At 67.2% G+C, this 20,565-nt stretch carries 22 protein-coding genes; 3 read left to right on the plus strand and 19 right to left on the minus strand.

The window, feature by feature from the left end; all coding sequences use genetic code 11:
• Positions 1-258: 258 nt before the first annotated feature.
• From IH615_RS20630 to ccmI, 4 genes are read right to left on the minus strand one after another with little or no spacing between them, the layout of a single operon-like run.
• Positions 259-699 carry a cytochrome c-type biogenesis protein gene (locus IH615_RS20630; RefSeq protein WP_291364958.1) on the minus strand — a complete coding sequence of 147 codons (441 nt, stop codon included), beginning with the start codon at positions 697-699 and terminating at the stop codon, positions 259-261.
• A complete protein-coding gene (locus IH615_RS20635; RefSeq protein WP_291364959.1) occupies positions 696-2,669 on the minus strand; it encodes a heme lyase CcmF/NrfE family subunit in 1,974 nt (657 codons plus the stop codon). The genes IH615_RS20630 and IH615_RS20635 overlap by 4 nt, the downstream gene beginning before the upstream one ends.
• A gap of 52 nt (positions 2,670-2,721) precedes the next feature.
• Positions 2,722-3,195: a cytochrome c maturation protein CcmE gene (ccmE, locus tag IH615_RS20640; RefSeq protein ID WP_291364961.1), complete on the minus strand. Its 474-nt coding sequence runs from the start codon at positions 3,193-3,195 to the stop codon at positions 2,722-2,724.
• Positions 3,192-4,277: a c-type cytochrome biogenesis protein CcmI gene (gene ccmI, locus IH615_RS20645; protein ID WP_291364963.1), complete on the minus strand. Its 1,086-nt coding sequence runs from the start codon at positions 4,275-4,277 to the stop codon at positions 3,192-3,194. Before ccmI ends, ccmE begins: the two co-directional genes overlap by 4 nt.
• Before the next feature lie 288 nt (positions 4,278-4,565).
• Here ccmI and IH615_RS20650 point away from each other — a divergent pair, with 288 nt between their 5' ends.
• Positions 4,566-5,633 (plus strand): hypothetical protein, encoded by a 1,068-nt coding sequence (locus tag IH615_RS20650; protein ID WP_291364965.1) that lies wholly within the window; start codon positions 4,566-4,568, stop codon positions 5,631-5,633.
• The gene (locus tag IH615_RS20655; RefSeq protein WP_291364967.1) at positions 5,630-7,633 is read left to right on the plus strand and encodes an FAD-dependent oxidoreductase; all 2,004 of its coding nucleotides are present in this window, start codon (positions 5,630-5,632) and stop codon (positions 7,631-7,633) included. The genes IH615_RS20650 and IH615_RS20655 overlap by 4 nt, the downstream gene beginning before the upstream one ends.
• On the opposite strand, the gene IH615_RS20660 is transcribed toward IH615_RS20655, so the two are convergent.
• From IH615_RS20660 to IH615_RS20710, 12 genes are all read right to left on the minus strand, one after another.
• Positions 7,630-8,838, minus strand: a complete 1,209-nt coding sequence (locus IH615_RS20660; protein WP_291364969.1) for a hypothetical protein — start codon at positions 8,836-8,838, stop codon at positions 7,630-7,632. The genes IH615_RS20655 and IH615_RS20660 overlap by 4 nt on opposite strands.
• A gap of 85 nt (positions 8,839-8,923) precedes the next feature.
• The gene (locus IH615_RS20665) at positions 8,924-9,397 is read right to left on the minus strand and encodes a hypothetical protein (RefSeq protein ID WP_291364970.1); all 474 of its coding nucleotides are present in this window, start codon (positions 9,395-9,397) and stop codon (positions 8,924-8,926) included.
• 59 nt (positions 9,398-9,456) lie between these two features.
• Complete coding sequence (locus IH615_RS20670) at positions 9,457-10,830, minus strand: HAMP domain-containing sensor histidine kinase (protein WP_291364972.1); 1,374 nt, start codon at positions 10,828-10,830, stop codon at positions 9,457-9,459.
• Between the two features lie 177 nt (positions 10,831-11,007).
• The gene (locus IH615_RS20675) at positions 11,008-11,667 is read right to left on the minus strand and encodes a response regulator transcription factor (RefSeq protein WP_291364974.1); all 660 of its coding nucleotides are present in this window, start codon (positions 11,665-11,667) and stop codon (positions 11,008-11,010) included.
• Positions 11,668-11,686: 19 nt separating this feature from the next.
• Complete coding sequence (locus tag IH615_RS20680) at positions 11,687-11,980, minus strand: hypothetical protein (RefSeq protein WP_291364976.1); 294 nt, start codon at positions 11,978-11,980, stop codon at positions 11,687-11,689.
• 60 nt (positions 11,981-12,040) lie between these two features.
• A complete protein-coding gene (locus tag IH615_RS22275) occupies positions 12,041-12,199 on the minus strand; it encodes a type II toxin-antitoxin system HicA family toxin (RefSeq protein ID WP_366485385.1) in 159 nt (52 codons plus the stop codon).
• 36 nt (positions 12,200-12,235) lie between these two features.
• Positions 12,236-12,484: a DUF1902 domain-containing protein gene (locus tag IH615_RS20685; RefSeq protein ID WP_291364978.1), complete on the minus strand. Its 249-nt coding sequence runs from the start codon at positions 12,482-12,484 to the stop codon at positions 12,236-12,238.
• 62 nt (positions 12,485-12,546) lie between these two features.
• On the minus strand, positions 12,547-13,314 hold the full coding sequence (locus IH615_RS20690; protein WP_291364979.1) for a glycosyl hydrolase 108 family protein: 768 nt from the start codon (positions 13,312-13,314) through the stop codon (positions 12,547-12,549).
• Positions 13,307-17,038: a glycoside hydrolase/phage tail family protein gene (locus IH615_RS20695; protein ID WP_291364981.1), complete on the minus strand. Its 3,732-nt coding sequence runs from the start codon at positions 17,036-17,038 to the stop codon at positions 13,307-13,309. Before IH615_RS20695 ends, IH615_RS20690 begins: the two co-directional genes overlap by 8 nt.
• Positions 17,039-17,146: 108 nt before the next feature.
• The gene (locus IH615_RS20700; protein ID WP_291364983.1) at positions 17,147-17,569 is read right to left on the minus strand and encodes an NlpC/P60 family protein; all 423 of its coding nucleotides are present in this window, start codon (positions 17,567-17,569) and stop codon (positions 17,147-17,149) included.
• Positions 17,566-18,456, minus strand: coding sequence for a DUF2163 domain-containing protein (locus IH615_RS20705; protein WP_291364985.1), 891 nt, complete (start codon positions 18,454-18,456; stop codon positions 17,566-17,568). Before IH615_RS20705 ends, IH615_RS20700 begins: the two co-directional genes overlap by 4 nt.
• Positions 18,453-19,073 carry a DUF2460 domain-containing protein gene (locus IH615_RS20710; RefSeq protein WP_291364987.1) on the minus strand — a complete coding sequence of 207 codons (621 nt, stop codon included), beginning with the start codon at positions 19,071-19,073 and terminating at the stop codon, positions 18,453-18,455. The genes IH615_RS20705 and IH615_RS20710 overlap by 4 nt, the downstream gene beginning before the upstream one ends.
• Here IH615_RS20710 and IH615_RS20715 point away from each other — a divergent pair.
• Positions 19,057-19,494, plus strand: a complete 438-nt coding sequence (locus tag IH615_RS20715) for a hypothetical protein (protein WP_291364988.1) — start codon at positions 19,057-19,059, stop codon at positions 19,492-19,494. The genes IH615_RS20710 and IH615_RS20715 overlap by 17 nt on opposite strands.
• On the opposite strand, the gene IH615_RS20720 is transcribed toward IH615_RS20715, so the two are convergent.
• From IH615_RS20720 to IH615_RS20730, 3 genes are read right to left on the minus strand one after another with little or no spacing between them, the layout of a single operon-like run.
• Positions 19,469-20,017 carry a phage tail tape measure protein gene (locus IH615_RS20720; RefSeq protein ID WP_291364989.1) on the minus strand — a complete coding sequence of 183 codons (549 nt, stop codon included), beginning with the start codon at positions 20,015-20,017 and terminating at the stop codon, positions 19,469-19,471. The two genes, IH615_RS20715 and IH615_RS20720, sit on opposite strands and share 26 nt — an antisense overlap.
• The gene (locus tag IH615_RS20725; RefSeq protein ID WP_291364991.1) at positions 20,007-20,195 is read right to left on the minus strand and encodes a rcc01693 family protein; all 189 of its coding nucleotides are present in this window, start codon (positions 20,193-20,195) and stop codon (positions 20,007-20,009) included. The genes IH615_RS20720 and IH615_RS20725 overlap by 11 nt, the downstream gene beginning before the upstream one ends.
• Complete coding sequence (locus IH615_RS20730) at positions 20,192-20,506, minus strand: gene transfer agent family protein (RefSeq protein ID WP_291364993.1); 315 nt, start codon at positions 20,504-20,506, stop codon at positions 20,192-20,194. The genes IH615_RS20725 and IH615_RS20730 overlap by 4 nt, the downstream gene beginning before the upstream one ends.
• Between the last annotated feature and the right edge of the window lie 59 nt (positions 20,507-20,565).

Below are 20,565 nucleotides of genomic sequence, written 5' to 3' on the forward strand. Positions count from 1 at the left end.
CTCCTTCGGCAAGCCCTCAACAGCTTGTGGGACTAGATATGGAATGCCGCGCCTTTCGGAGAAGTTGCGCCAACATTAAACCTTGGCAATGTTGGCGGCGGGATTGCGGCGGAGATTGTGGCGAGAGCCGCAGGTTTCCAATATGTCGTCACCCACGACGTCATACCCGCAGGCGGGAATTCACGTTATGGCACAGAGCATGGAAGAATGGATTCCCGCCTTCGCGGGAATGACGCGGTGATAGGGAACAGCCGTCCGCTACTTCAGCTCGTCCAGCGCTGCCTGCTCTTCCGCGCTTAGCCCAGCATCGACCACCCGCCGTCGGCGCCCCGCCAGCCACAGCGTTCCCAACCCACCGATCAGCAGGACCGGCGCGGCGATCCACAGCAGAATCGTGTGGTTGTTCACCCGCGGATTGAGCAGCACATATTCGCCGTACCGATCGACGAGATACTGCCGCACCGCCTCGTCGCTGTCGCCGGCCAGCAGGCGCTCGCGCACCAGCACGCGCAAATCCTTGGCGAGGTCGGCGTCGCTGTCGTCGATGGACTGGTTCTGGCAGACCAGGCACCGCAGCCCTGCTGAAATATCGCGGGCCCGCTGCTCCAGCACCGGATCGGGCAGAACCTCGTCGGGACCCACCGCCATAGCGGGTGCGGCGAGGCAGAGTGCCAGCAGGAGCGCGCGGAGCCAGCTCATTGCGCGGCCTGCGGCACGGGCTTGGCGGCACGACGCGGCGCGCCGACGCGCAGCTTGCGGTCGGTCAGCGAAAGGAACCCGGCAAAAGCCATGAGCAGCGCCCCCAGCCAGATCAGGGTGATGTAGGGCTTGTGCCAGATGCGGACGACATGGGTGTCATCGAGCGGCTCGCCGAGCTGCAGATAGAGCTGGGAGAAGCCATAGGTCTGGATGGCCGCCTCCGTGGTCGGCATGCCCGATGCCACATAGGTGCGGCGGTCGGCCAGCATCTGCCGCGTCTCGCCGCCCGGGGCGGTGACGGTGAAGTGGCCCTCGTCCGACAGATAGTTGGGTCCCTCGACGGAATCGAAGCTGTCGAAGGCGACGATGTAGCCCGAAAGCTCGGCGGTTTCTCCCGGATTGAGGGTGGTGACCAGCTCGGTCTCCCAGGCAGAAACCGCGACGATGCCGAGCACGGTGATGCCGATGCCGAAATGGGCGATGGCGGTGGACCAGGCGCTGCGCGGCAGACCGGTCAGCCGGCGCCAGCTTTCGCCCAGCGGGATGCGCCCGATCTTGCTGCGGTCGACGAGTTCGGCAATGGCGCCGAAGGCCACCCAGAAGCCGAGCAGCAGGCCGATCGGCGCCAGCGAGATAGTCGCGCCGCCCAATGCCGAGATGAGAATGGCCGCAAAGATGGCGAGGGCCGCGGCGCCGATCAGCCGCTGGGCGGCGGCAACGATATCGGCGCGCTTCCAGGCCAGCAGCGGGCCAAAGGGCAGCACCAGCAGCAGCGGCGCCATCAGGGCGCCGAAGGTGAGGTTGAAGAAGGGCGCGCCCACCGAGATGGTGGTGCCAGTCAGGGCATCGAGCAGCAGCGGATAGAGCGTGCCCACCAGCACTGCGCCAACCGCCGTGGCGAGGAACAGGTTGTTGAGGATCAATGCGCCCTCCCGGCTGACCGGCGCGAACAGGCCGCCCTGGCGCAGGGCTGCGGCGCGGAAGGCGAAGAGCGCGAAGGCGCCGCCGATGACCAGCGCCAGCAATGTCAGGATGACGAGGCCGCGCGTGGGGTCGCTGGCAAAGGTATGCACCGAAGTGAGGATGCCCGAGCGGACCAGGAAGGTGCCAAGCAGCGACAGCGAGAAGGTGATGATGGACAGAAAGATCGTCCAGATCTTGAGCGCATTGCGCTTTTCCATCACCAGCGCCGAATGCAGCAAAGCCGTGCCCGCCAGCCAGGGCATGAAGCTGGCATTTTCCACCGGGTCCCAGAACCACCAGCCGCCCCAGCCGAGTTCGTAATAGGCCCAGTAGGAGCCCATGGCGATGCCCAGGGTCAGGAAGGTCCAGCTCAGCATGGCCCAAGGCCGCACCCAGCGCGCCCAGGCCTGGTCGATGCGGCCGGACACCAGCGCGGCCACGGCAAAGGAGAAGCAGATCGAAAAGCCGACATAGCCGGCATAGAGCAGCGGCGGATGGATGGCGAGGCCAATATCCTGCAGCACCGGATTGAGGTCGTTGCCTTCGATCGGGGCCGGGATCAGCCGGGCAAAGGGGTTGGAGGTGAAAATGGTGAAGCCGGCGAACGCTGCCGTCAGCAGGCTCTGCGTCGCCAGCACCAGTGCCAGCAGGTCACTGGGCAGGCGGCGGCCAAAGGTGGCCACCATGGCGCCGAAGGCCACGAGGATGGAAATCCACAGGACCATCGAGCCCTCGTGATTGCCCCAGACGCCGGAAATCTTGAAGATCAGCGGCTTGAGCGAATGGGAATGGCTGGCTGCCAGCAGCAGGCTGAAGTCGGACGTCACGAAAGCCTGGATCAGCGCGGCGAAGGCGACGGCGACCAGGATGAACTGCAGCACCGCCCCCTGGCTCAGCACCAGCGCGATGCGCTGGCCCGACCGCCAGAACACAAATCCACCCACCGCCGAGATCGCTGCTATGGCAAAGGCGAGGATGAGGGCAAAGTGGCCGAGTTCGATGCTCATTCTTCACCTCTCCCTTTGGGGGAGGTGAAGACGTCCGTGGCCAAATGCCCGCTCACTCGCCCGCCTCCGGCCGCCATTCGCCGCTGGCCTTGAGCGCCTCGACGACTTCCTTGGGGACGTAGTTCTCGTCATGCTTGGCCAGCACGTTGGTCGCCATGAACTGTCCGTCCGGCCCGAGACTGCCCTCGGCCACCACCCCCTGCCCTTCGCGGAACAGGTCGGGCAGGATGCCGGTATAGCGGGCGGTGATCTCGTTGACGTTGTCGGTCACCACGAAGCTGTTGTCCTGGCCATCGCGAACCCAGGAGCCGTCCTTGACGAGGCCTCCGAGCCGGATCGGCGTGCCGGCCGGGACCTGGCGCGCAATGACGTCGGAGGGCGAATAAAAGAACACGATCTGGTCGCGCAGGGCCACCAGCACCAGCGTCGTCGCCAGCGCGATCACCACCGCCAGGCCGGCGATGACGGCGAGGCGCTTCTGCTTGCGGGACCAGCCTTTCTTGCGGATGGTGGTCTGCATGGTCATGGCTGGGCTCCATTGATGGTGAGGCCGGCGCCGAGCGCCAGCGTATCGAGGTCGCCGCGATCGAAGGCCTGCGGATAGGCGGCGACGGCGTCGTCATAGGCAGCCTGGGCGCTGTCGGTGTCCCCGAGCACGAGATAGGCGCGGACGAGCTGGGTCCATTCCGCGATGCTGCCGCCCTCGGCCGCCAGGCGCTCGGCCAGTCCCGCAACCATCTGGCCGATCATCTCGGCCTCCTGGTCACTGGGCGCAACCACGCCGCCACTCTCGGCGACGGCGAGCCCCTGCCGGGCGCTGGCGATCCAGGGCTCGTCCCCCTGGGCCAGGGCCAGCACCGCCGTCCATACCGGCACGGCCTCTTCGTACCGTTCCATCCCCGTGAGCACCGAGGCGAGATAGAGCCGCGACATGGTATGGCCGGCGTCGGCATCCGCCGCGGCTCGCAACAGCCCTATGGCCTCCTCCGCAGCAGCATCGCCGCCGCCCAGCAGCAGCGCCTCGGCCAGGCTTGTCTGCAGGTCCGCCGTGGGGCCGCCGAGTTCGATGATCCGGCGATAGGCCCGTGCCGCATCGGCATAGCGGCCCATTTCGACATAGGCCGGCGCAATGACCGTCCAGCCGCGCAGGTCGTCGGGATTGGCCGTGAGCTGCGTCTCGATGCGCGCTATCGCCGATTCGAGATCAAGCTGCTGGGCCGCGACCTCGCTGCGGCCGGCCAGCGGCTGGCTTGGCAGATCGGGGCTGCCGAGCCAGGCATAGACGGCGAAGGCCAGCCCGACCACCAGGACAAGCCCGCCGAACATGGCGGCGCGGCCAAAGGCCAGTCCGGAGCCGGCCACGCGGTTCGCTTCGGATTTGAGGCGGAGAATTTCGCGTGCCAGCTCACCCCTGGCGGCCGTCGCCTCGTCCTCGCCGAGCTTACCGGCGGCCAGGTCGGCGTCGATCCCTGCCAGCACGAGACGAAAATGGCTGTTGGCATCGTCCGATTCAGGGGCCACCGCGTTGACCATGCGCCAGCCGGCTGCGTAGTAAAGGGCAGCGCACGCAATGGCGGTAACAGCGATGGCGATAAACCAGAAAAGCATGGCCCCTGGACGCTCAAGCAAGGCGCGAAAGGGTGGGTACCGGCTTTTCGCGTGTAACCTTGCGACAAAAAAACCCGGAGCCGGCAATCCGGGTCTTCCGGATCGCGTAAGGCTCGTCTCGCCGACACGCGGCAGGATGGCGTCATCTATAATGCCAATGCAGCGAAAAACCACAAAAACACGCGATCGTGGGGCGGACGCATTGCCACAGGCACAAGCCAAAGCGGCGGATGCATTGCCGCTGGCAAGCACCGCGGCGGACGCATTGCCACCAGCAAGCGCCGCGGCATGACCGAGGCCCGAGCCGATTTCGTCATTGTCGGATCAACCCCAACGGCCCGGCTGGTTGCCGGGCTGCTGGCATCGGCGCATGGCAAGAGCGTGGTGTTTTCGGGTGAAAGCCAGTCCGGCTATCGCCTGCCGCGCGGCGTTGACCTGTCAGTCGCCCCCATCACGCGCCCCGAGACCTGGGCTCTGCTCAAGGCGGGCCTGCCCGAAACGTTGCGGTTGATTTCGCGCATGGGCGGCCGGCGGGCGTGGTCGCGCGTCGACCCGATCCTGTTCAGCGAGGCCGCGGCGGGGCGCGAGGCCCTGGCCCATGTAAGGCATATGGCGCTGGCTTTCGGCCACGCGGCGGAGCGCCTTCCGGCCAAGGTCATCGGTCCTGGCCGCGAAGGGCTGCTGCTGCGCGACACCGTCCTGCTGCATCGACCGACCCTCGAAATTGCCCTCGATGCCTGGCTCGACCAGCACAGCGTGCGCCGCCTGCGCGACGGCGAAGTGCTGACCGTGCGTGCCGATGGCAGTGCCGAACTCGCCGCCGGTGAAGAGCGTCTCGACATCGCGCAGACGGTGCTGGCCGACGACCCGGCCATCGTCACTCACGTGACCACCGCGCAATGGCCTGCCTTGCTGCTTCGCCAGGTCGCCAGCACCATTCTGACCGAACCGACACTGCCGATAGCCGCGCCCGTCATGCACCGGCTGGATACCGGGCTGACCCTGGTGCAGCAACAGGCAGGCCGGGGCGTTGTCGCCATGGGTCCGGGCGCCATCGATCCGTTTGCTGCCGCCCTGGGCGTGCTGCTCGACAAGGAGCGCCAATTCCGCCAGGCGGGGCAGTCGAGCTACGAGACGCTGCTCACCGCCGATGCCGCGCCCGCCCTGGGGCGCCTGCGCGGCACCGGACCCGATGTCATCGCCGGTCTCGGGCCCAGCGGCGCCTTTCTTGCGCCCGCCATTGCCCGCTGGCTCTGCGGCAAGGGCACACCGGCCGAAAACGCCTGGCTGGGTGCGCGGCTGGTAGATCGCCAGGCCGTGTCGTCGTCGGTCGCCGAGTTCGGGGCCGCCGCATGAAGGGCCAGCCCAACCGCCTTGGCATTGATCCACCGCATCACCTGCAAGGCAGCGCCATCGACCGCACCCGACCGCTGCAATTCCGGCTCGATGGCCGGGTCATATCCGGCTTTGCTGGGGATACGGTGCTGAGCGCAGTTCTGGCTTCGGGCATCGACACGATCGGCCAGCGTGGCGGCGCGCCGCTGGCCCTGTCGCTCCGCCACGCGCCGACCATCAGCTTCGCCGCGCTTGCGGCCGACCATCAGCGAACGCTGCCGATGGAGCGGACGCCCGCCACGGACGGGGTCGAGTATGTGACCACAGCGCGCAAGCTCCGCAGCAATCCGTTGATGCGCCTGCTGGCGCGGGGCAGCCGCTCGCTGAACATCGACCTCGACCGCGCCGATGCACTGGCCCGCCCCTGGATCGGCAGTCCGGCTGAGCCGGGACCGGAGGTCGAACTTGTGGTGGTGGGCGGCGGCGTTGCGGGGCTGACGGCAGCCCTGGCCGCGGCCAGGCGCGGCCTGCGCGTGGCGCTGATCGAGGCCGCTCCCAGGCTCGGCGGCACGTTGCGGCTGTTCGGTACACAGGAGGGCGAGCAAACGCCCGACGAGGCGATTGCCCGCCTCACCGCGGCCGTGGCCCAGGTCGATGCCATCACCGTGCTGACCAGTGCCGAGGTGTTTGCCCTGCGCCCCGGGGTGGTGCGGCTGCATCAGGTGGAAATGCTCGAGGGGACGCCCACCGGCCGCGTCGTCGGCATCAGGGCGCCCCATATCGTGCTGGCCACGGGGTCACTGGAGCGACTACCGGTTTTCCCCGGCAACAGGTTGCCCGGGGTCATCGGTGCCCTCGAAGCCTACGAACTGGCCCAGCTATATGGCGTATGGGCCGGCGCTTCGGCCCTGGTGGCCACGAGCAGCAGCCCTGCCTATCGGCTGGCCATGCTGGCCACCGACGCGGGCATTGCCGTGCCCCGCATCATCGACTCCAGGCCGCATCCGCAATCCCGCTTCATCGAATTCTCCAGGGCCTATGGCATTACGCAGGCCGCGGGGACGATCATCGCCGCGACCACTGCTTCACCCAAAGGCCGGGGGCTGATGGTCCTGCCGCGCCTGTCCATGGGCACACTCTCGCGCACCGAGGCGCCATTGCCGGTCGACCGGCTAGTGGTCTGTGGCGGCTGGCAGCCCGACCTGACGCTCTGGCACATGGCGGGCGGGGAAAGCGCGTGGAATGCCACAAGGACGCGCCTCGAACCGCGCGGTGGCCCTGCTGGCATTGCGCTGGCCGGAAGTGCCGGGGGCTGGCTCAGCCGCAGCGCCTGCACCGCCAGCGGCAGCGATGCGGTCGATGCTTTGCTGGGGCGCCAGCGCCGCGCCGTCGAGGAGCGCCTCATCGACCCGATCTACGAAACGCCCGATGCACCCGCTCCGCTCGGCGACGTTCCCGACGAGGTCGCGCCGCCGGCCTATCTCGATGGCGGCTGGCGACACATTGAGCGACCGAGGCTCAAGGCCTCGCGATGGCCGGCCTGGCTGCCTTTTGCGCCGCCGCCACCAGGCTGGTCGCTCGCCGACACGCCGCAGCCGCTCGATATTGCCGACATTGCCGCTGGCGTCCAGCTTGGGGCTATTCCCGCCGCCAGCGCCGGCATCGTGGCGCAGGAGCGCGTCGCCATGGTGGTGATCGAAGGTGGGGGGGCGAGCGCGGCCGGGCTCCCACCAGCGCCCCTGCCCCCGCTTTATCTGCGGGATCGCTACCAGGGTGCAGCGCTGTGGCTCGTGGCGCCGACGGAGGCGCGCGTGCTCGATGTCGGCGCGCTGATCTATCGCGATGCCGACGAGACCGATCCGCTCAAGGCCATCGGCGTCGTCGTACGGATCGTCAATGGCAAGGCCGTCGCGCTGATTGCCGGTCATGCGGAAATGGCTGCCAGCGTGCGCGAGCCCGGCCGCGCCATCGGCATAAGAGTGGTGACGCCCTATCAGGAGGGCATGCGGCTCGACGCCTAGCCGCGACGCTCGGCTGCGGCGCGGGCGCGCCGCAGGGTTTCGGCATATTCGGGATTGAAGCGCACCTCGGCCATCTTGATGCCGGCATCGAGCCTGGCGCCGATCACCGGGTCGGCCGGATACTGGCGGATCAGATCGAGATTGCGTTGCAGGTGCACCTCCAGCGCCTGGCCCGTCTGGCTCCAGGACTGTTCGAACAGCGCGTTGAGCGCCAGCGAATCGCGACATTCGCGCATGGTCGCCAGCAGATAGATGCCGTTGATGGCGGCCAGGATGCGATCGTCATCGAGGCGGTCGCTGCCTTCCCGGCCCCGGCGCATGGCCAGGTTGATGTCGGAGACCACGTCGCGCAGGCGCGGCTCGATGCGGTCGGAGGCCTGCTTGGTCAGCGCCGCGATCACCATGGCCCAGCGGCTGCCCCGGGCGAATTCGATATAGCCCGTCAGCGAGCGCACCAGGCGGTGGAAGCGCTCGAGGCTGCGACAGACCAGGTCGATATCGGCAAAGGCGCCCATCGGCTGCAGGATGTGCAACTGGTTCTGGGCATGCGCCAGGATGGCATCAACCACCGGCGTGAAGCCCATGCGGATCACCGACACCTCGGTGGCATTGCCTGCCAGCCGGATCACGGTGGTAATAAGCCGCGTCGGATTGGCGATCTGCCCAATGGCGACGTGGAACAACAGGGAGGCTAGCGGTGGGTCCTGCAGCGGCATGGACTGCAGCGCCACGCCCAGCGCGGCGTCGTCGGCAATGGTATTGATGGCCTTGCCAAACGCCTGGGCCTTGGCGAGCAGCGCCCGGCTGCGCAGCGCCATCATGATGACAGGCAGCGCGTCGCGGGCCTCGGTGCTGCCGAGCGCCGAGCGCAGGCGCCGATCCTTTTCCGGATCCTGGGCCACAACGGCCAGCGCCTCTTTCATGCGCGTCAGGACTTCGGGCAGGACGACTTCGAAATCGGCCGCCGAGAAGTTGCCGTTGGCGACGCCATCGGCCGAAATCAGGTCGGGGCACAGATCGCGGTGGACCCAGGTCCAGCTGGCCTCGGCATATTTGCGCGAGACCGACCCGGCAAAAGGAAATGGCACCGGGTCCTGCACCAGAACCGGGTCGATCAGGCCGGCAAAGGGCCGCACTGCGCTGGGGCCGGCCCGGCGGTCGGCGGCAGAAGCGGGCGTTTCAATGTGATTGGCGGCCTGGGACATTAACGCTGCGGTCTGGAAGATTGAGCAATCCTGACACTATAGCGCGTTGGTAAACAATCCTTATCGGTCGCCAGCGGCCCTGTTATCAGGCGGCGCCCTGGACCACAGCCCAGTTGCCGTTCTGCTCGCGGCAGGCCGTACCCTTCTTCACATAGTCCTTGCCACCGGCCTTGACGGTGTGGGTGAAGTCGCGGCAATCGAGATTGTTGACCCGGACATAGGGGCCAACGGCCACCGTGCCGGTCGTGCCCTTGTCGCCGGCCCACTGGCGCGGCGCGCCGGGGCGGCCGAACTGCAGCGCATAGAACTGGGCGCTGTTGGCTTCCGCCGAATCCTTGGCCGTCATGATCGCCAGCGCCGCCGGGTCGACAAAGCCGTTGGCCACGCTCGTGGTCAGCAGGGCCTGCTGCGTCGTCTGCGCCGGGCTCGCCACCAGCGGCTGCGGGGTCACCGGTGCCATCACCACCGGGGCCTGCGCCACCTGGTTGGTACCCGTGCTGGCGCAGCCGGCCAGGGTCAGAGCAAGCAGCGGAGCGGCAAGGAGGGCGAAACGGTTCATGGGTGCAAATCTCGTGGTCGGTGTGAAGGCTCTTGTTGGCGCAATGCGGCGAAAGTGCGTCAGGTTGCGTTGGGCCTGGCCATGGCGCCCAGCCGCGCCGTCGGCAACCGCAGTTCTACCAGCAGCCCACCCAGCGCCGAGCGCTTCAGCGCCAGGCTGCCGCCATACACATCCACCAGTTCCTTGACGATATCGAGCCCCAAGCCGCTGCCGGGCGTTTTCTCGTCCAGCCTGACACCGCGGCGCAACACTTTCTCGGCGTCTGCCTCGCTCAGGCCCGGGCCGTTATCGTCGATACGAATCAGCAGCATGGTGCCGGAATTGCTGCGCTCGGCGTCGAGCCGCACGCCCACCTGCCCCTTGGACCATTTGCAGGCATTGTCGAGCAGGTTGCCCGCCATTTCCTCGAGGTCGGCCTCGTCGCCGCGGAACCAGGGCAGCGACGCATCGGGGCGCTGGAAGGCAATGGTGCATTCCGGGTTGATCTTGCGCATCACCCGCGTCAGCCGCAGCATGACCATTGTCGGGTCGGCCTTCTTGCCCACCACCGAGGTACGCGCCGCCAGCCGCGCCCGCTCGAGATAGGTGGCGACCATCGTGCTCATCTTCTCGGTTTCCGAGACCACGACATCGGCCAGCGCGCCCTTCTTGTTGGCGGCCTCGTTGCGCAGCACGGCTATGGGCGTCTTCAAGCCATGCGCGAGGTTGCCCACCTGGTTGCGGGCCCGCTCGATGATCTGGGCATTGGAGCGCAGCAGCTCGTTGACCTCCTCGGCCAGCGGGGCGATTTCGCGGGGATAGGTGCCGGTCACCGTGACGCTTTCGCCTTCGCGCACGCTTTCGATGGCGGCGCTGAGCCGGTCGATGGGCCGCATGGCGAAGCGGGCGACGATGGCGCTCATGATGGCCAGCATCACCCCGACCGCGCCCAGCACGATGAAGGCCTGGCCGCGGAAATTGCCGACAAGTTCGAGGATTTCGCTGAGATTACCCGTAACGACGATCTGGTAGGTGGTTGGCGCCAGGGTCACCGCGCGTTCCACCACGCGCATCCGCGTGCCGAATGCGTCGTCCATGATGGCCGTGCGTCGTCCGCCGTCCAGGGCGCCGGTGATATCGGGCAGGTTGATGCCGACGACCGAGGTGGAGAGATTATAGAGCGTGCCATCGGCATCGCGGATGGCCCAGTACCAGCCCGACCGCGGCCGCTCGAAGCGGGGGTCGCTCAATGCGATATCGGGACTGGAGGGATCCCCTGCCTCCAGCAAGGCGCCGGCCAGGGTTTCGACATGGAAGTCGAGCGTGTCGGACAGTGAAGTGTCGAGCGCCCGCGAATAGAGGTCGGTCAACAGGAAGCCGGTCGCCACCAGCGCCAGGATCAGCCAGCCGGCGGACAGCCAGAAGAGCGACGCGGCAATGGAGCCTTTTCTCACGCTTCACCTCTCCCTTCGGGGGAGAGGTCGGCGCGCAGCGCCGGGTGAGGGGGCCTTTTCTTGGCTCGGTGCTTGGGGAAGGCCCCCTCACCCGACCCAAGAGGGTCGACCTCTCCCCCAAAGGGAGAGGTGGCGCCGCGCCAACGTCCGGACCAAAGAACCTGCCGCATGAAGCGCCTAGTCTTCCGCGATCTGGTAACCCAGGCCCCGCACCGTCTGGATGCAATCCTCGGGCAGTTTCTTGCGCAACCGTCCGACGAACACTTCGATCGTGTTACTGTCGCGGTCGAAATCCTGGTCGTAGAGATGCTCGGTCAGCTCCGTGCGTGAGATGACCTTGCCCTTGTGATGCATGAGATAGCTCAGCAGCCGCAATTCGTGGCTGGTCAGTTTCACCGACTGGCCATCGACCGTCACCTTGCCAGAGCGCGCATCGAGCCGCACCGAGCCGGCGACGATCTCGTTGGACGCCAGCCCAGCGGCGCGGCGCACCAGCGCGCGGATGCGGGCCAACACTTCTTCCATATGGAAAGGCTTGGCGACATAGTCGTCGGCGCCGGCATCGATGCCCTGCACCTTGTCGCTCCAGCGGTCGCGCGCCGTCAGCAGCAGCACCGGCGTGGTCTTGCCGGCGCGGCGCCATTCCTCGAGCACCGACAGGCCGTCCATCTGTGGCAGGCCGATATCGAGGACGATGGCGTCATAGGGCTCGGTATCGCCAAGGAAATGGCCTTCCTCGCCGTCGAAAGCGACGTCGACGGCGTAGCCCGCTTCTGTCAGCGCTTCCTTGAGCTGCCGGTTGAGATTGGTATCGTCTTCGACAACAAGAATACGCATTGCAGGCCCCCGGTGCGTCTTACTGCGCGCTCAAGACAAGGTTCTGTGCTTGGCCATCGGGCGTCAGTACGCCGATAATATAGACTAGCCCGCCGCCTTCGTCACATACCTGAACGGAAAGGACTTCCGCGCTGCCGTCGATGCCGGCCGAAGCCAGCACATCGGCCAGAGACATGATCTGGCCAGACGACACCGCCTCCTGGATCTGGCGGTTATCAAGGCAGGACTGCGCCTGCGCCGGGCCAATGGCGGCCAGACCAAGGGCCAGCGCTACGGCGGCCGACGCAAGGATTTTTGAGGTCAAGGTTTTCATGGCAGCAACTTAGGGCAATGTTGCTGAATGGGACATGAATGAGGCAAAGCGGTCAAACTCTTAGAGTTTTATGTAGCTGCCAGCGTCCCGCAAAATCGAATTGGCGGTATGCCGGCTCATCAAGTTTCGCGGGACGATCAGGACTTTGCCCTCGGCGTTCGCCCACTTTTCATGGGACCCTTTTGCATGGGTCACATAGTGAAAGCCACCGGCTCGCAAGACTTTGACGACGGCGAATAGTAGCCGTCAACCAAGTCACGCTGCCTTGTCGGTGGGGCGCTGCCAGAGGATCGCCGGAATTAGGTCTTCCGGAGCGGCGGTTGCGAGCTCGGCTTTGCTCACGTGATTGGCAATGACCAGCCCAGGCGCGACCTCCATCATGATCGATTCGAACTCATCAATCGTCTTGGCCTCGATATGCAGGCCCATGATGTCGCTTTCAGAATAGAAGACCTTGCCCTCATCATCCCAATGCGCGGTGACGCTGAACATGCGCTTGATCATGCGTCATCCCTCATTGTTTTCATGCCAGGAATATGGGTTACCCACCTGTCATTGGCAAGCACTCACGCCCGCCCGATATCCCCCTTGAGCCCCTTGCGCAGGAACAGCACCGCCAGCGCTTCCATGATTAGGTGGCCGGCCGAGCCGCTGTCCAGCGCCGGCAGATCGATGCCGAGCATCTGCGCCAGGCCGGCCAGCAGCATGAAGGCCGCCACGATGTAGGTCTTGTAGCCGTTGAGGATATCCATGAGCGTTCTCCATTGTGAAATCTTGATTGCCGGGTTTGACGTCGTCCCGGCGGCCGACAACGCCGCCTTGCGCACCGCGGCGACGCGCGCCGTCCAGCCCTTGCCGAAGACGGCGAAGGTCGAGAGGCGATTGAGAAAGCCGAGGCGCCGGTTGCAGAACGCATCGATCAGCGGACCCAGCCCCTTGCGCTCGGCAAAGGCCTCGACCGCATCAAGCGTCAGCGGCCCGATCTGGCCATCGGCGGCCACGTCGAGTTCGGCCTGCAGCATGCGGATGGCGCGGTCCGGTCCGGAATTGACGGCGAAATCGAACAGCGCCAGATCGAGTCCAGCGGGCAATTGCCCGCCCTGAACGCGGTCCCAGTAGCTGGCCCGATAGATCCTGGCCGCCTCGGCGCGTTGCAGTGCCTGCACGGCGCTTTTGGGCAGCTTCCACCACGGCGAAATGCGCCGCCAGCGTGCCAGCGTCTTGTGGGTGATGCCCAGATTGGTGGCGCCGCCGGGGTCGGCGGGGTGGTCGGCATAGCCGCCCTCATGCCGCAACACTTCGTCGAGGCAGATGTCGAAGCGGCTTCTAGCCATGGAACTCTCCCTGTGCGGCATGCCCCGCGCCCAGAACCGGGCTGAGCTGGGCCACCGTGAAAGCGAAATCACCAGGTGGCGTCCCGAAGTCGCTGCCCTGTTCACTGCTGGTGTAGATCGCGGCAGGCCCGCCGGTGTCGAAGCTCCGTACAGCCGTGGCGCCGTCGAAAATCGTCAGCCGATAGCCCTCCGGCATATGCTCGAGCGGGCTGTCCGCAGAACCCCAGCCATCGCCATCGGCGCGGCTGCGCCGCACCCAGTTGATCGAGACATCGCCATTGGCGGCCCGCCGCGCCCGCAGATGCACCGGGGCCAGCGGCAAGGCCGGCCCAACATCGGTCGTCACCGCCAGCGCCACGCCATCAACGTCGGTCGCCCCACCATAGGCGCGGAAGTCCCTGGTCTCGCCCAGCCAGCTTTGCTCGACCGGCAATGTCCTCGTCCGCCCGTCGAGCACCATCACCGCCTTGCCGACGGCAGCCGTCCCGGCCGCGGTTCCCTCAAGTCCCCGCAGCAGCCGAGTCAGCCGATAGCGCCCAGCCGAGACCAGTTCGGCCTGCGCGAAGCTGATCACTTCCCAGCCGCCGGCATCGGTTTCGACGGCCAGCCGATTGCTGCCTGACAGCACCGCCAGCGGTTCGGCAGAGCTCAAATGCCCGGCCAGCAGCGTCACCTCGATGGCACTGCCATTGTCCCAAACGCCAGTCGGGCCCGGCGGCATGGCTGACGCCACCGTTCCCAGCAGGCCGCGCCACGGCAGATTCGCCGCCAACGCGCCGGTTGTATCGTCCACCAGTTGCACGCTGCCTGGCCAGGGCTGCGCATGAGCCGCCACCACCAGTCGCGACCGGGCCGGATCGCCCGGCAACGGCGGCAGATGCGCCGCCACCAGATGCGGCAATGACCGGACGGCCGGCCCGGCACCAGCGGTCAGCGGCCGGTCGATGCCGGTCGCCACCGCCGTGCCCGATGGCAGGGTTTTGGCCGTGATCCGGCGCGCCAGTCCATCGCGGATTTCGGCGATTTCGATCGGCCCCTCGGATAGTCCCTCGATCTCGACCAAGTCGCCGGGCTCCAGCGCGAGCGCCGATGGCGGCAGGGAGAAATCGAGAGTCTCGCGTTGGCCGCTGCGGGCGTCGAGCATTCGCTCCGCCGCCAGCCGCGCCCCCGAGGCATCCAGAGTCATCGCACTGGTTTCGGCCACAAGCGGCCCATCGGCGCGGCTCAGCGCCGTCACCGTACCGGTCAGGTAGTCCCGCTCGCGGTCGAGATAGGTCAGGGCCAGCCGCCCCGGTGCCTCGGCCGGGTCGCCCCGCCGCCGCGACAGGCTCGGTCCGTCCCCCTGCGCCAGCGTCTCGACGGCCAAGGTCACGATCTCGCCGCGCCGCGCCAGGCCCAGATGCAGTCCTCCTGCCCGGTTGCGCAGGCTGAGCCCGCTTGCCGCCATTACCGGCTCCAGCGCCTCGCGCGCCGTCGTGGCCGTGGACAGCACCAGCCCGCCCACCAGTGGCGCCGCCGGTTCTGCACTCAGCGTCACGCCGTGTTCGGCAGCGATGGCGGTCGCCAGTTCATCGCTGGCCAGGCCGCCCAGCCGCCCGGTCAGCCAATGGCCGTTGCGGTGGTTGGGGCCATCGGCCCAGACATCCGTCAGCCCGGGAAAGGCTGGATAGGGCCGCGCATCCCAGGTCCAGAGATACATCCTTGTCACATCGACCATGCCCGAGGGATTGTTGGCCGGGTCGCGCCAGAACGCCTGATGCGCCCGCAAGACCTGGCGCTGGATCAGCGGATCGGGCGTGCCGGTCGAGAAATACGGCCGCCCGCTTTCGGCGCTCTTGGGGTCGCCGAAGATATTGGGCTGGTTGGCGCCCTTGTCGACCGCGCCGCAGCCAAGCTCGGTGAGCAGCACCGGCTTGGATCCCGGCACCCATGCCGTGGGTGACCCGCTGCGCACCCCACCGGGCCGATCATGATGGGCCTGGCTCCACCAGTTCCTTATATCCTTGACCCGCCACACCCACGGCTCGCCATAAATGCTATCGGTAATGGGCGTGCGGATTTGCGCCTGCCGGTCGGCATCGCTGGCATAGAACCAGTCAAATCCCTCGCCGCCGGCAATATTGCCCTTGAGGTAGTCGAGGTCATGGCCCGCCGCCGACAGCGCCGCATCTAGATGCCCCTGCCCGTCCCGCCAGTCCGCCAGCGGCATGTAGTTGTCGATGCCGACGGCATCGATGTGAGGCGACGCCCAGAGCGGGTCGAGATGGAAGAACTTCTCGCCGCCACCGGGCTGGTAGCCCGAATATTCGCTCCAATCCGCCGCGTAGGTCAGGGTGGTCCCTGCCCCCGCCACTGCCCGCACATCCGCCGTCAGCGTCACCAGCGCATCCACGAACGGAAAGCTGTTGCCGGCCCCGCGCACAGTGGTCAGCCCACGCATTTCCGAGCCGATGATCAGTGTATCGACCCCGCCGGCTGCCACGGCCAGTCCGGCATAGTGCAGCACCATCTGGCGATAGGCCGCCGAGAATGTCACCACCTGCGCCGCCGCCACCGCCGTCTGGTCGGGCGAACCCGGCCGCCCCGGTGCCGGATGGCAGGTGATCCGCCCGCGCCAGGGATAGGCCGCCTGCTGCGCCCCGCCATAGGGGTCGGGCAGGCCATTGCCCTCAGGCACGTCCATCATCACCATGGGATAGAGCGTCACGCTCAGTCCACGCGCCTTGAGGTCGGCAATCGCTGCCAGCACCGACGCATCGCTCGGCGTGCCGCCATAGGCCGCGCCGCCATTATGGGTCGAAACGACGGGCACGTCGCCGCGCCCCAGTCCCATGACGCTCCAGTCGGCGCCCAGCACCGACCGCTCCGCCGCCTCGACGCGTGGTCCGATGGCACAGTGGCCGCAACGCAGGTCATTACCGAACCAGGCCACGACGAGCGCCACATGCTCGAGATTGGGGCAGAGCGCCATCAGCTCATCGATCGACGCGGTCCAGTCGCTGACCGATGCCGATAGATGGGTATTCTCCCCCGCAGTCTGTCCCCGCCCGACAATGCGCACGCGCGGCGCCGGGTCGTAGCCGAACTCGGTCGCGCCCGGGATAACCGTCACGGCCCGAATACTGGGCTCCAGGTCCCCCACCACCCGGCAGAGTTCCACTGACAGGTGCGGGATGCGGTTGCCGAAACGGTTGAGCGGCAATTGCTCGACCACGAGATAGCAGAGCCCGCGATATCCGGGCGCCACGCCACCCTGGGTGGCCTCGATCAGCCCATCGGGCAACTGATCCTCGGTACCGCGATAGAAGCGCAGCGTCAGCCCCTGGGTGTCGAGCAATTGCCCATCCGCCCAGATCCGGCCCAGCCGGTGCACCGCGCCCTCGCAGAAGGCCACGGCGAAGCTCGCGCCGACCACATCCTCGTCCTGCTCCTGGCCAAAGCCCTTGGCGCCGGCATTCTCGCCGCCGAGCAGTTCGAGGTCGCGGGCCCAGATGATATTGCCCGAAAGCCGGCTCCAGCCATAAAGTCGCGGCACCGCCCCGCCTTCGCTCGAGCCCTGCAGCCGGATATCGCTGCCCGTCCGCTCCGCCTTCTCGCCAAACAGCAGCCCATCTACCGCGCTTCCCGCCAGCGCACCCAGCGCCCGCCCGATCGTCGCGCCAAATGGCCCACCCACAAAGCCGCCGACAAACTGCCCGGCCAGGGACAGCGCAAGTGTGGCCATGTCAAATCGTCCCCATCACGGAGTCATCCCCGCGCAGGCGGGAATTTCTGTTTGCTGAAGCAGTGTGAAACGGAGATCCCCGCTTGCGCGGGGATGACCCAGTTGTCGTTACAAGCCCGGAAACCGGAACCGTCCGCTCACCCGCCTGCCCCAGGCTTCGGTCAGATCCGCCTCGACCACGCCGAGCCGCTCCTGCGCGTGGATGAACCGCGTGCGGCTCACCAGGATGCCGCAATGCTTGGGCTCGGCCATGCCGCCGAGCCGGAACAGCACCACCTGCCCCGCCGCCATAGGGCCCGCCTCCGCTACCAGCAGCGCCTCGGCCGCCCGGCGCAGCGCCCCGGCATTGGTCGGGTCGCGAATATCGGCCCGATAGGCCGGCACGGTCATCGGCTCGGCGCCATAGAGCGCCCGCCACACGCCGCGCAGCAGGCCAAGGCAATCGCATCCGGCCCCCGCCAGCGAGGCCTGGTGCCGATAGGGCGTGCCCAGAAACATCCGCGCCGCCGCGACCACCGCGTCCGCACTCACTTCACCACCGCCCGGCCGTCCAGCGCATCGCCATTGCGCGGATGGCGCAGCACGAAGTCGCTGCCCGGAATATGCGGAAATCCGCGGAAATTGACCGCGTTGGCGAACTTGTCCCGACAGGTGGCAAAGCGCCGGTCGCAGCCGGCCGTCACCTCGAGCGTGTCGCCCACCACGACCCAGTCGCCCAGCGACACCGCAAAGCCCAGCACATCGCCACCGGCAACGCGCTGATGCGTCACCACGCCATCGCGCAAACCGTTCCGCCGCCCATCGGTCCACAGCGCCGCGCCGAAGCCGAACCAGCCCTCGCCGAAGCCACCGAGCCCCGCCACGACCACGCGATGGTCATCCTCGATATCAGTCACCGTGGCAAAGCCGCGAAGGGCCGGCGCCATGAGGTTCACACCACAGCGCGCATCGCCGACCGCCGCGTCGCACAGCCCCTGATAGATACGCCCGCGCGTCGCGTTCAGCCCCTGCTGCGCCGAGCGCAGTTCCGCCCGGAACACGCCATCCTCGCGGATAATCTCGCCGATCGTGTCGCGCCGCAGCCGCACGCGCTGGCTCACATCGGCCGAGTTGACCCGCCAGGTCTCGACCACAGCGCCGTCATAGCGCCCGAGCAGGATGTCATCCTCGGTGATGGCGTCGGCGCTGAGCACCCCCAGCACCTCCGATGTCTCCACCTGCGCGCCCAGCCGGGCCGGCACTTCGCCGCCATCCAACCCATACGCCGGCACGAAATCGGTGCCGCCAAAGCTCAGTGCCCGGTCGTGATCGGTAAAGCCCAGCAGCGCGCCGTCCTGGCGCAGCAGTTTCCAGCAGGTCGCCAGCGTCGTTTCGCCCTGCGCCACATGGGCCGCGAGCCCGATATCGAGCACCCTCATGGCAAGATCTCCACCAAGGGAACGCTGGGCGCCTCGGCCCCATCGAAGCTGGTCAGCTCCACGTCCAGCCGGTCGGTGTCGAACCGCACGGGCACATCGAACAGAAAGCCCGCCGTCACCGCGGCGCCATTGGCCGGGGGCACCGTGAAGCCGACAAGGCCCGTGGCGACATCGACGCTCCAGCCGCTCATCAGCTCGACACTATCAACCGCCACCCGAACGCTGCCGGCCACCGGCCGGGTGATCGGCCGGAAATAGGGGTCGAACGCCGCGCCGTAGCGCTTGGTCAGCTGAAAGCCGGTCCGGCTGCCATCGCCGATCCCGATCGGCTGGTCCAGCGCATCAGGCACCGCACCGCCGCTGGAAAAATCCAGTCCATCCCGCCACAGAAACCCATGTAGCCGCCCGCGCCGCTCCTCGAAAAAGGCCAGCACGGCGGCCATATCTGCCCGCGACTTGACACCATAACCGGCATTGTAGCGCCGCCGCGAATGCTGCCACCGCCCATTGCGCTGCTCGCCGCCGGACGACAAAGTGACCACATCGGTCCGTCGCTCCGGCCCGCCGCGTGCGCCCAGCGCCACATCGAGGGGAAAACGAATGGGATGGAAAGTCATATCGCCTCTCTTCCTCGGGAAAATCCCCGCGGGAATTCACGTCTTGAGGCAGTCCGAGGGGCCGCCCAAGGTCTACCTGTTTCGAAATGCGCAGGGCGCGGTCTGCAGTGCTGCCGCTGGCGAGCACGTCATCCAGGCGTTCGGAAGCGTTGCCGTCCTCAACCGCTATTTCGGCGGCCACATGACGTTCGGGCAGGTTTTCGGCACCAACGAATTCCTCGGCGTGTGGGGGAACCGCAATGCAAGCCGCTTCCGGCGCATTCTCCGCGCCAAGCTCGGCGAACTGGAGATTGTGCACGCCAATCCGCCTTCGCGGCTGGCTGGCAGTTCGGTCAGCGGGCCCCGTCTCACAACTGCGGAGCGCAGCAATCTTGAGCGCGGGCTTGCGGTTGCCCCTAGCTCCCCCTTGTCCCGCGCTTGACCGCCCGCAGCAGCATCGCGCTGAGTTCCGCCTCGCTTGCCGCAAAGCTCCGTGCGTCGCTCGCCGTTACGTTGAACGTCACATTCACCGCGCCGCCACCGCCGGCTACGCCCAGCCGCCCGTCGGGGCCGCGGGCCAGAGGCATCACCGCCTCCGGCCCCGCTTCCCCCGCCAGGCCGAGCCCACCGGCCAGCGGAAAGTAGCTCGGCGTCGCGATCACCCCGCCCTTGGCGAAGGGTGTCACATTGCCGAGCGCCGGATTGGTTCCGGCAAACAGGTTGCCAATCAGCCCGCCGACCATGTCGCCCAGCGGCTTGATGGCGGCTTTGAGCGCAATATCGGCAAAGCTGCGGGCGATATCGCCCAGTATGGATTTGAGCGACTTGCCCTCGAGCAGGGCGCCGCGGAAGGCCGCGCTGATCGAGCGCGCCACGTTGTCCGCCAGGTTGCCGATGCGCCCCAGCTCGGCCGAAACGCTATCCAGTTCGTCGCGAAAGCTGTCGGGAAACAGATCATCGGCCATCGGGAAAGCGCTCCATCAATCCATCGAGTTCGTTGCGATCAAGCGGCCCGCGATCGCCGACCAGGGCGCCCCAGGCCGAGGCCAGCTCGCGCGGCGTCATGCGCCAGAAATCGCGCGGCGGCAGCCGCAGCACGCCCAGCCCGAAGCGCATCGTCGCCTCCCACGGAAATGGCGTCATGCCTGATCTCCAAAGGTCGCCTTGAGCAGCCGCGCCGCGATCTCCGCCGCGCCCTTGAGCCCGCCCTCGATGGAAAGGCGCGCCAGGTCATCGTCGGTGATGGCAGTGCCACCCCCGCGCAGCCCCGCGCCCAGGATCGCCGTCAGGTCGCGCGCCGATACCCGCCCGCCCGAAAAGCGCTCGGCGAGCCCCACCAGATCTCCGGCCTGCAACCGGCTCTCCAGCTCCGCCAGCGCCCCCAGCGTCAGACAGAGCGTCCTGACCTCCCCGCCAATAACCGCGTCGATTTCACCCCGTTGGGTAATGGCCATGTGTTTGCTCCTTGTCCCGATCCCGCCCACCCACCGGGTCATTCCGGCGAAGGCCGGAA

This window comes from Devosia sp. (assembly GCF_014860165.1).
Taxonomy (GTDB): Bacteria; Pseudomonadota; Alphaproteobacteria; order Rhizobiales; family Devosiaceae; genus Devosia.

Excerpts from the sequence above, each read along its gene's own strand:
- IH615_RS20630 (WP_291364958.1), bottom strand. The coding sequence starts at position 699 with ATGAGCTGGCTCCGCGCGCTCCTGCTGGCACTCTGCCTCGCCGCACCC.
- IH615_RS20635 (WP_291364959.1), bottom strand. The coding sequence starts at position 2,669 with ATGAGCATCGAACTCGGCCACTTTGCCCTCATCCTCGCCTTTGCCATA.
- ccmE (WP_291364961.1), bottom strand. The coding sequence starts at position 3,195 with ATGACCATGCAGACCACCATCCGCAAGAAAGGCTGGTCCCGCAAGCAG.
- ccmI (WP_291364963.1), bottom strand. The coding sequence starts at position 4,277 with ATGCTTTTCTGGTTTATCGCCATCGCTGTTACCGCCATTGCGTGCGCT.
- IH615_RS20650 (WP_291364965.1), top strand. The coding sequence starts at position 4,566 with ATGACCGAGGCCCGAGCCGATTTCGTCATTGTCGGATCAACCCCAACG.
- IH615_RS20655 (WP_291364967.1), top strand. The coding sequence starts at position 5,630 with ATGAAGGGCCAGCCCAACCGCCTTGGCATTGATCCACCGCATCACCTG.
- IH615_RS20660 (WP_291364969.1), bottom strand. The coding sequence starts at position 8,838 with ATGTCCCAGGCCGCCAATCACATTGAAACGCCCGCTTCTGCCGCCGAC.
- IH615_RS20665 (WP_291364970.1), bottom strand. The coding sequence starts at position 9,397 with ATGAACCGTTTCGCCCTCCTTGCCGCTCCGCTGCTTGCTCTGACCCTG.
- IH615_RS20675 (WP_291364974.1), bottom strand. The coding sequence starts at position 11,667 with ATGCGTATTCTTGTTGTCGAAGACGATACCAATCTCAACCGGCAGCTC.
- IH615_RS20680 (WP_291364976.1), bottom strand. The coding sequence starts at position 11,980 with ATGAAAACCTTGACCTCAAAAATCCTTGCGTCGGCCGCCGTAGCGCTG.
- IH615_RS20685 (WP_291364978.1), bottom strand. The coding sequence starts at position 12,484 with ATGATCAAGCGCATGTTCAGCGTCACCGCGCATTGGGATGATGAGGGC.
- IH615_RS20690 (WP_291364979.1), bottom strand. The coding sequence starts at position 13,314 with ATGGCTAGAAGCCGCTTCGACATCTGCCTCGACGAAGTGTTGCGGCAT.
- IH615_RS20695 (WP_291364981.1), bottom strand. The coding sequence starts at position 17,038 with ATGGCCACACTTGCGCTGTCCCTGGCCGGGCAGTTTGTCGGCGGCTTT.
- IH615_RS20705 (WP_291364985.1), bottom strand. The coding sequence starts at position 18,456 with ATGAGGGTGCTCGATATCGGGCTCGCGGCCCATGTGGCGCAGGGCGAA.
- IH615_RS20715 (WP_291364988.1), top strand. The coding sequence starts at position 19,057 with ATGGGATGGAAAGTCATATCGCCTCTCTTCCTCGGGAAAATCCCCGCG.
- IH615_RS20710 (WP_291364987.1), bottom strand. The coding sequence starts at position 19,073 with ATGACTTTCCATCCCATTCGTTTTCCCCTCGATGTGGCGCTGGGCGCA.
- IH615_RS20720 (WP_291364989.1), bottom strand. The coding sequence starts at position 20,017 with ATGGCCGATGATCTGTTTCCCGACAGCTTTCGCGACGAACTGGATAGC.
- IH615_RS20725 (WP_291364991.1), bottom strand. The coding sequence starts at position 20,195 with ATGACGCCATTTCCGTGGGAGGCGACGATGCGCTTCGGGCTGGGCGTG.
- IH615_RS20730 (WP_291364993.1), bottom strand. The coding sequence starts at position 20,506 with ATGGCCATTACCCAACGGGGTGAAATCGACGCGGTTATTGGCGGGGAG.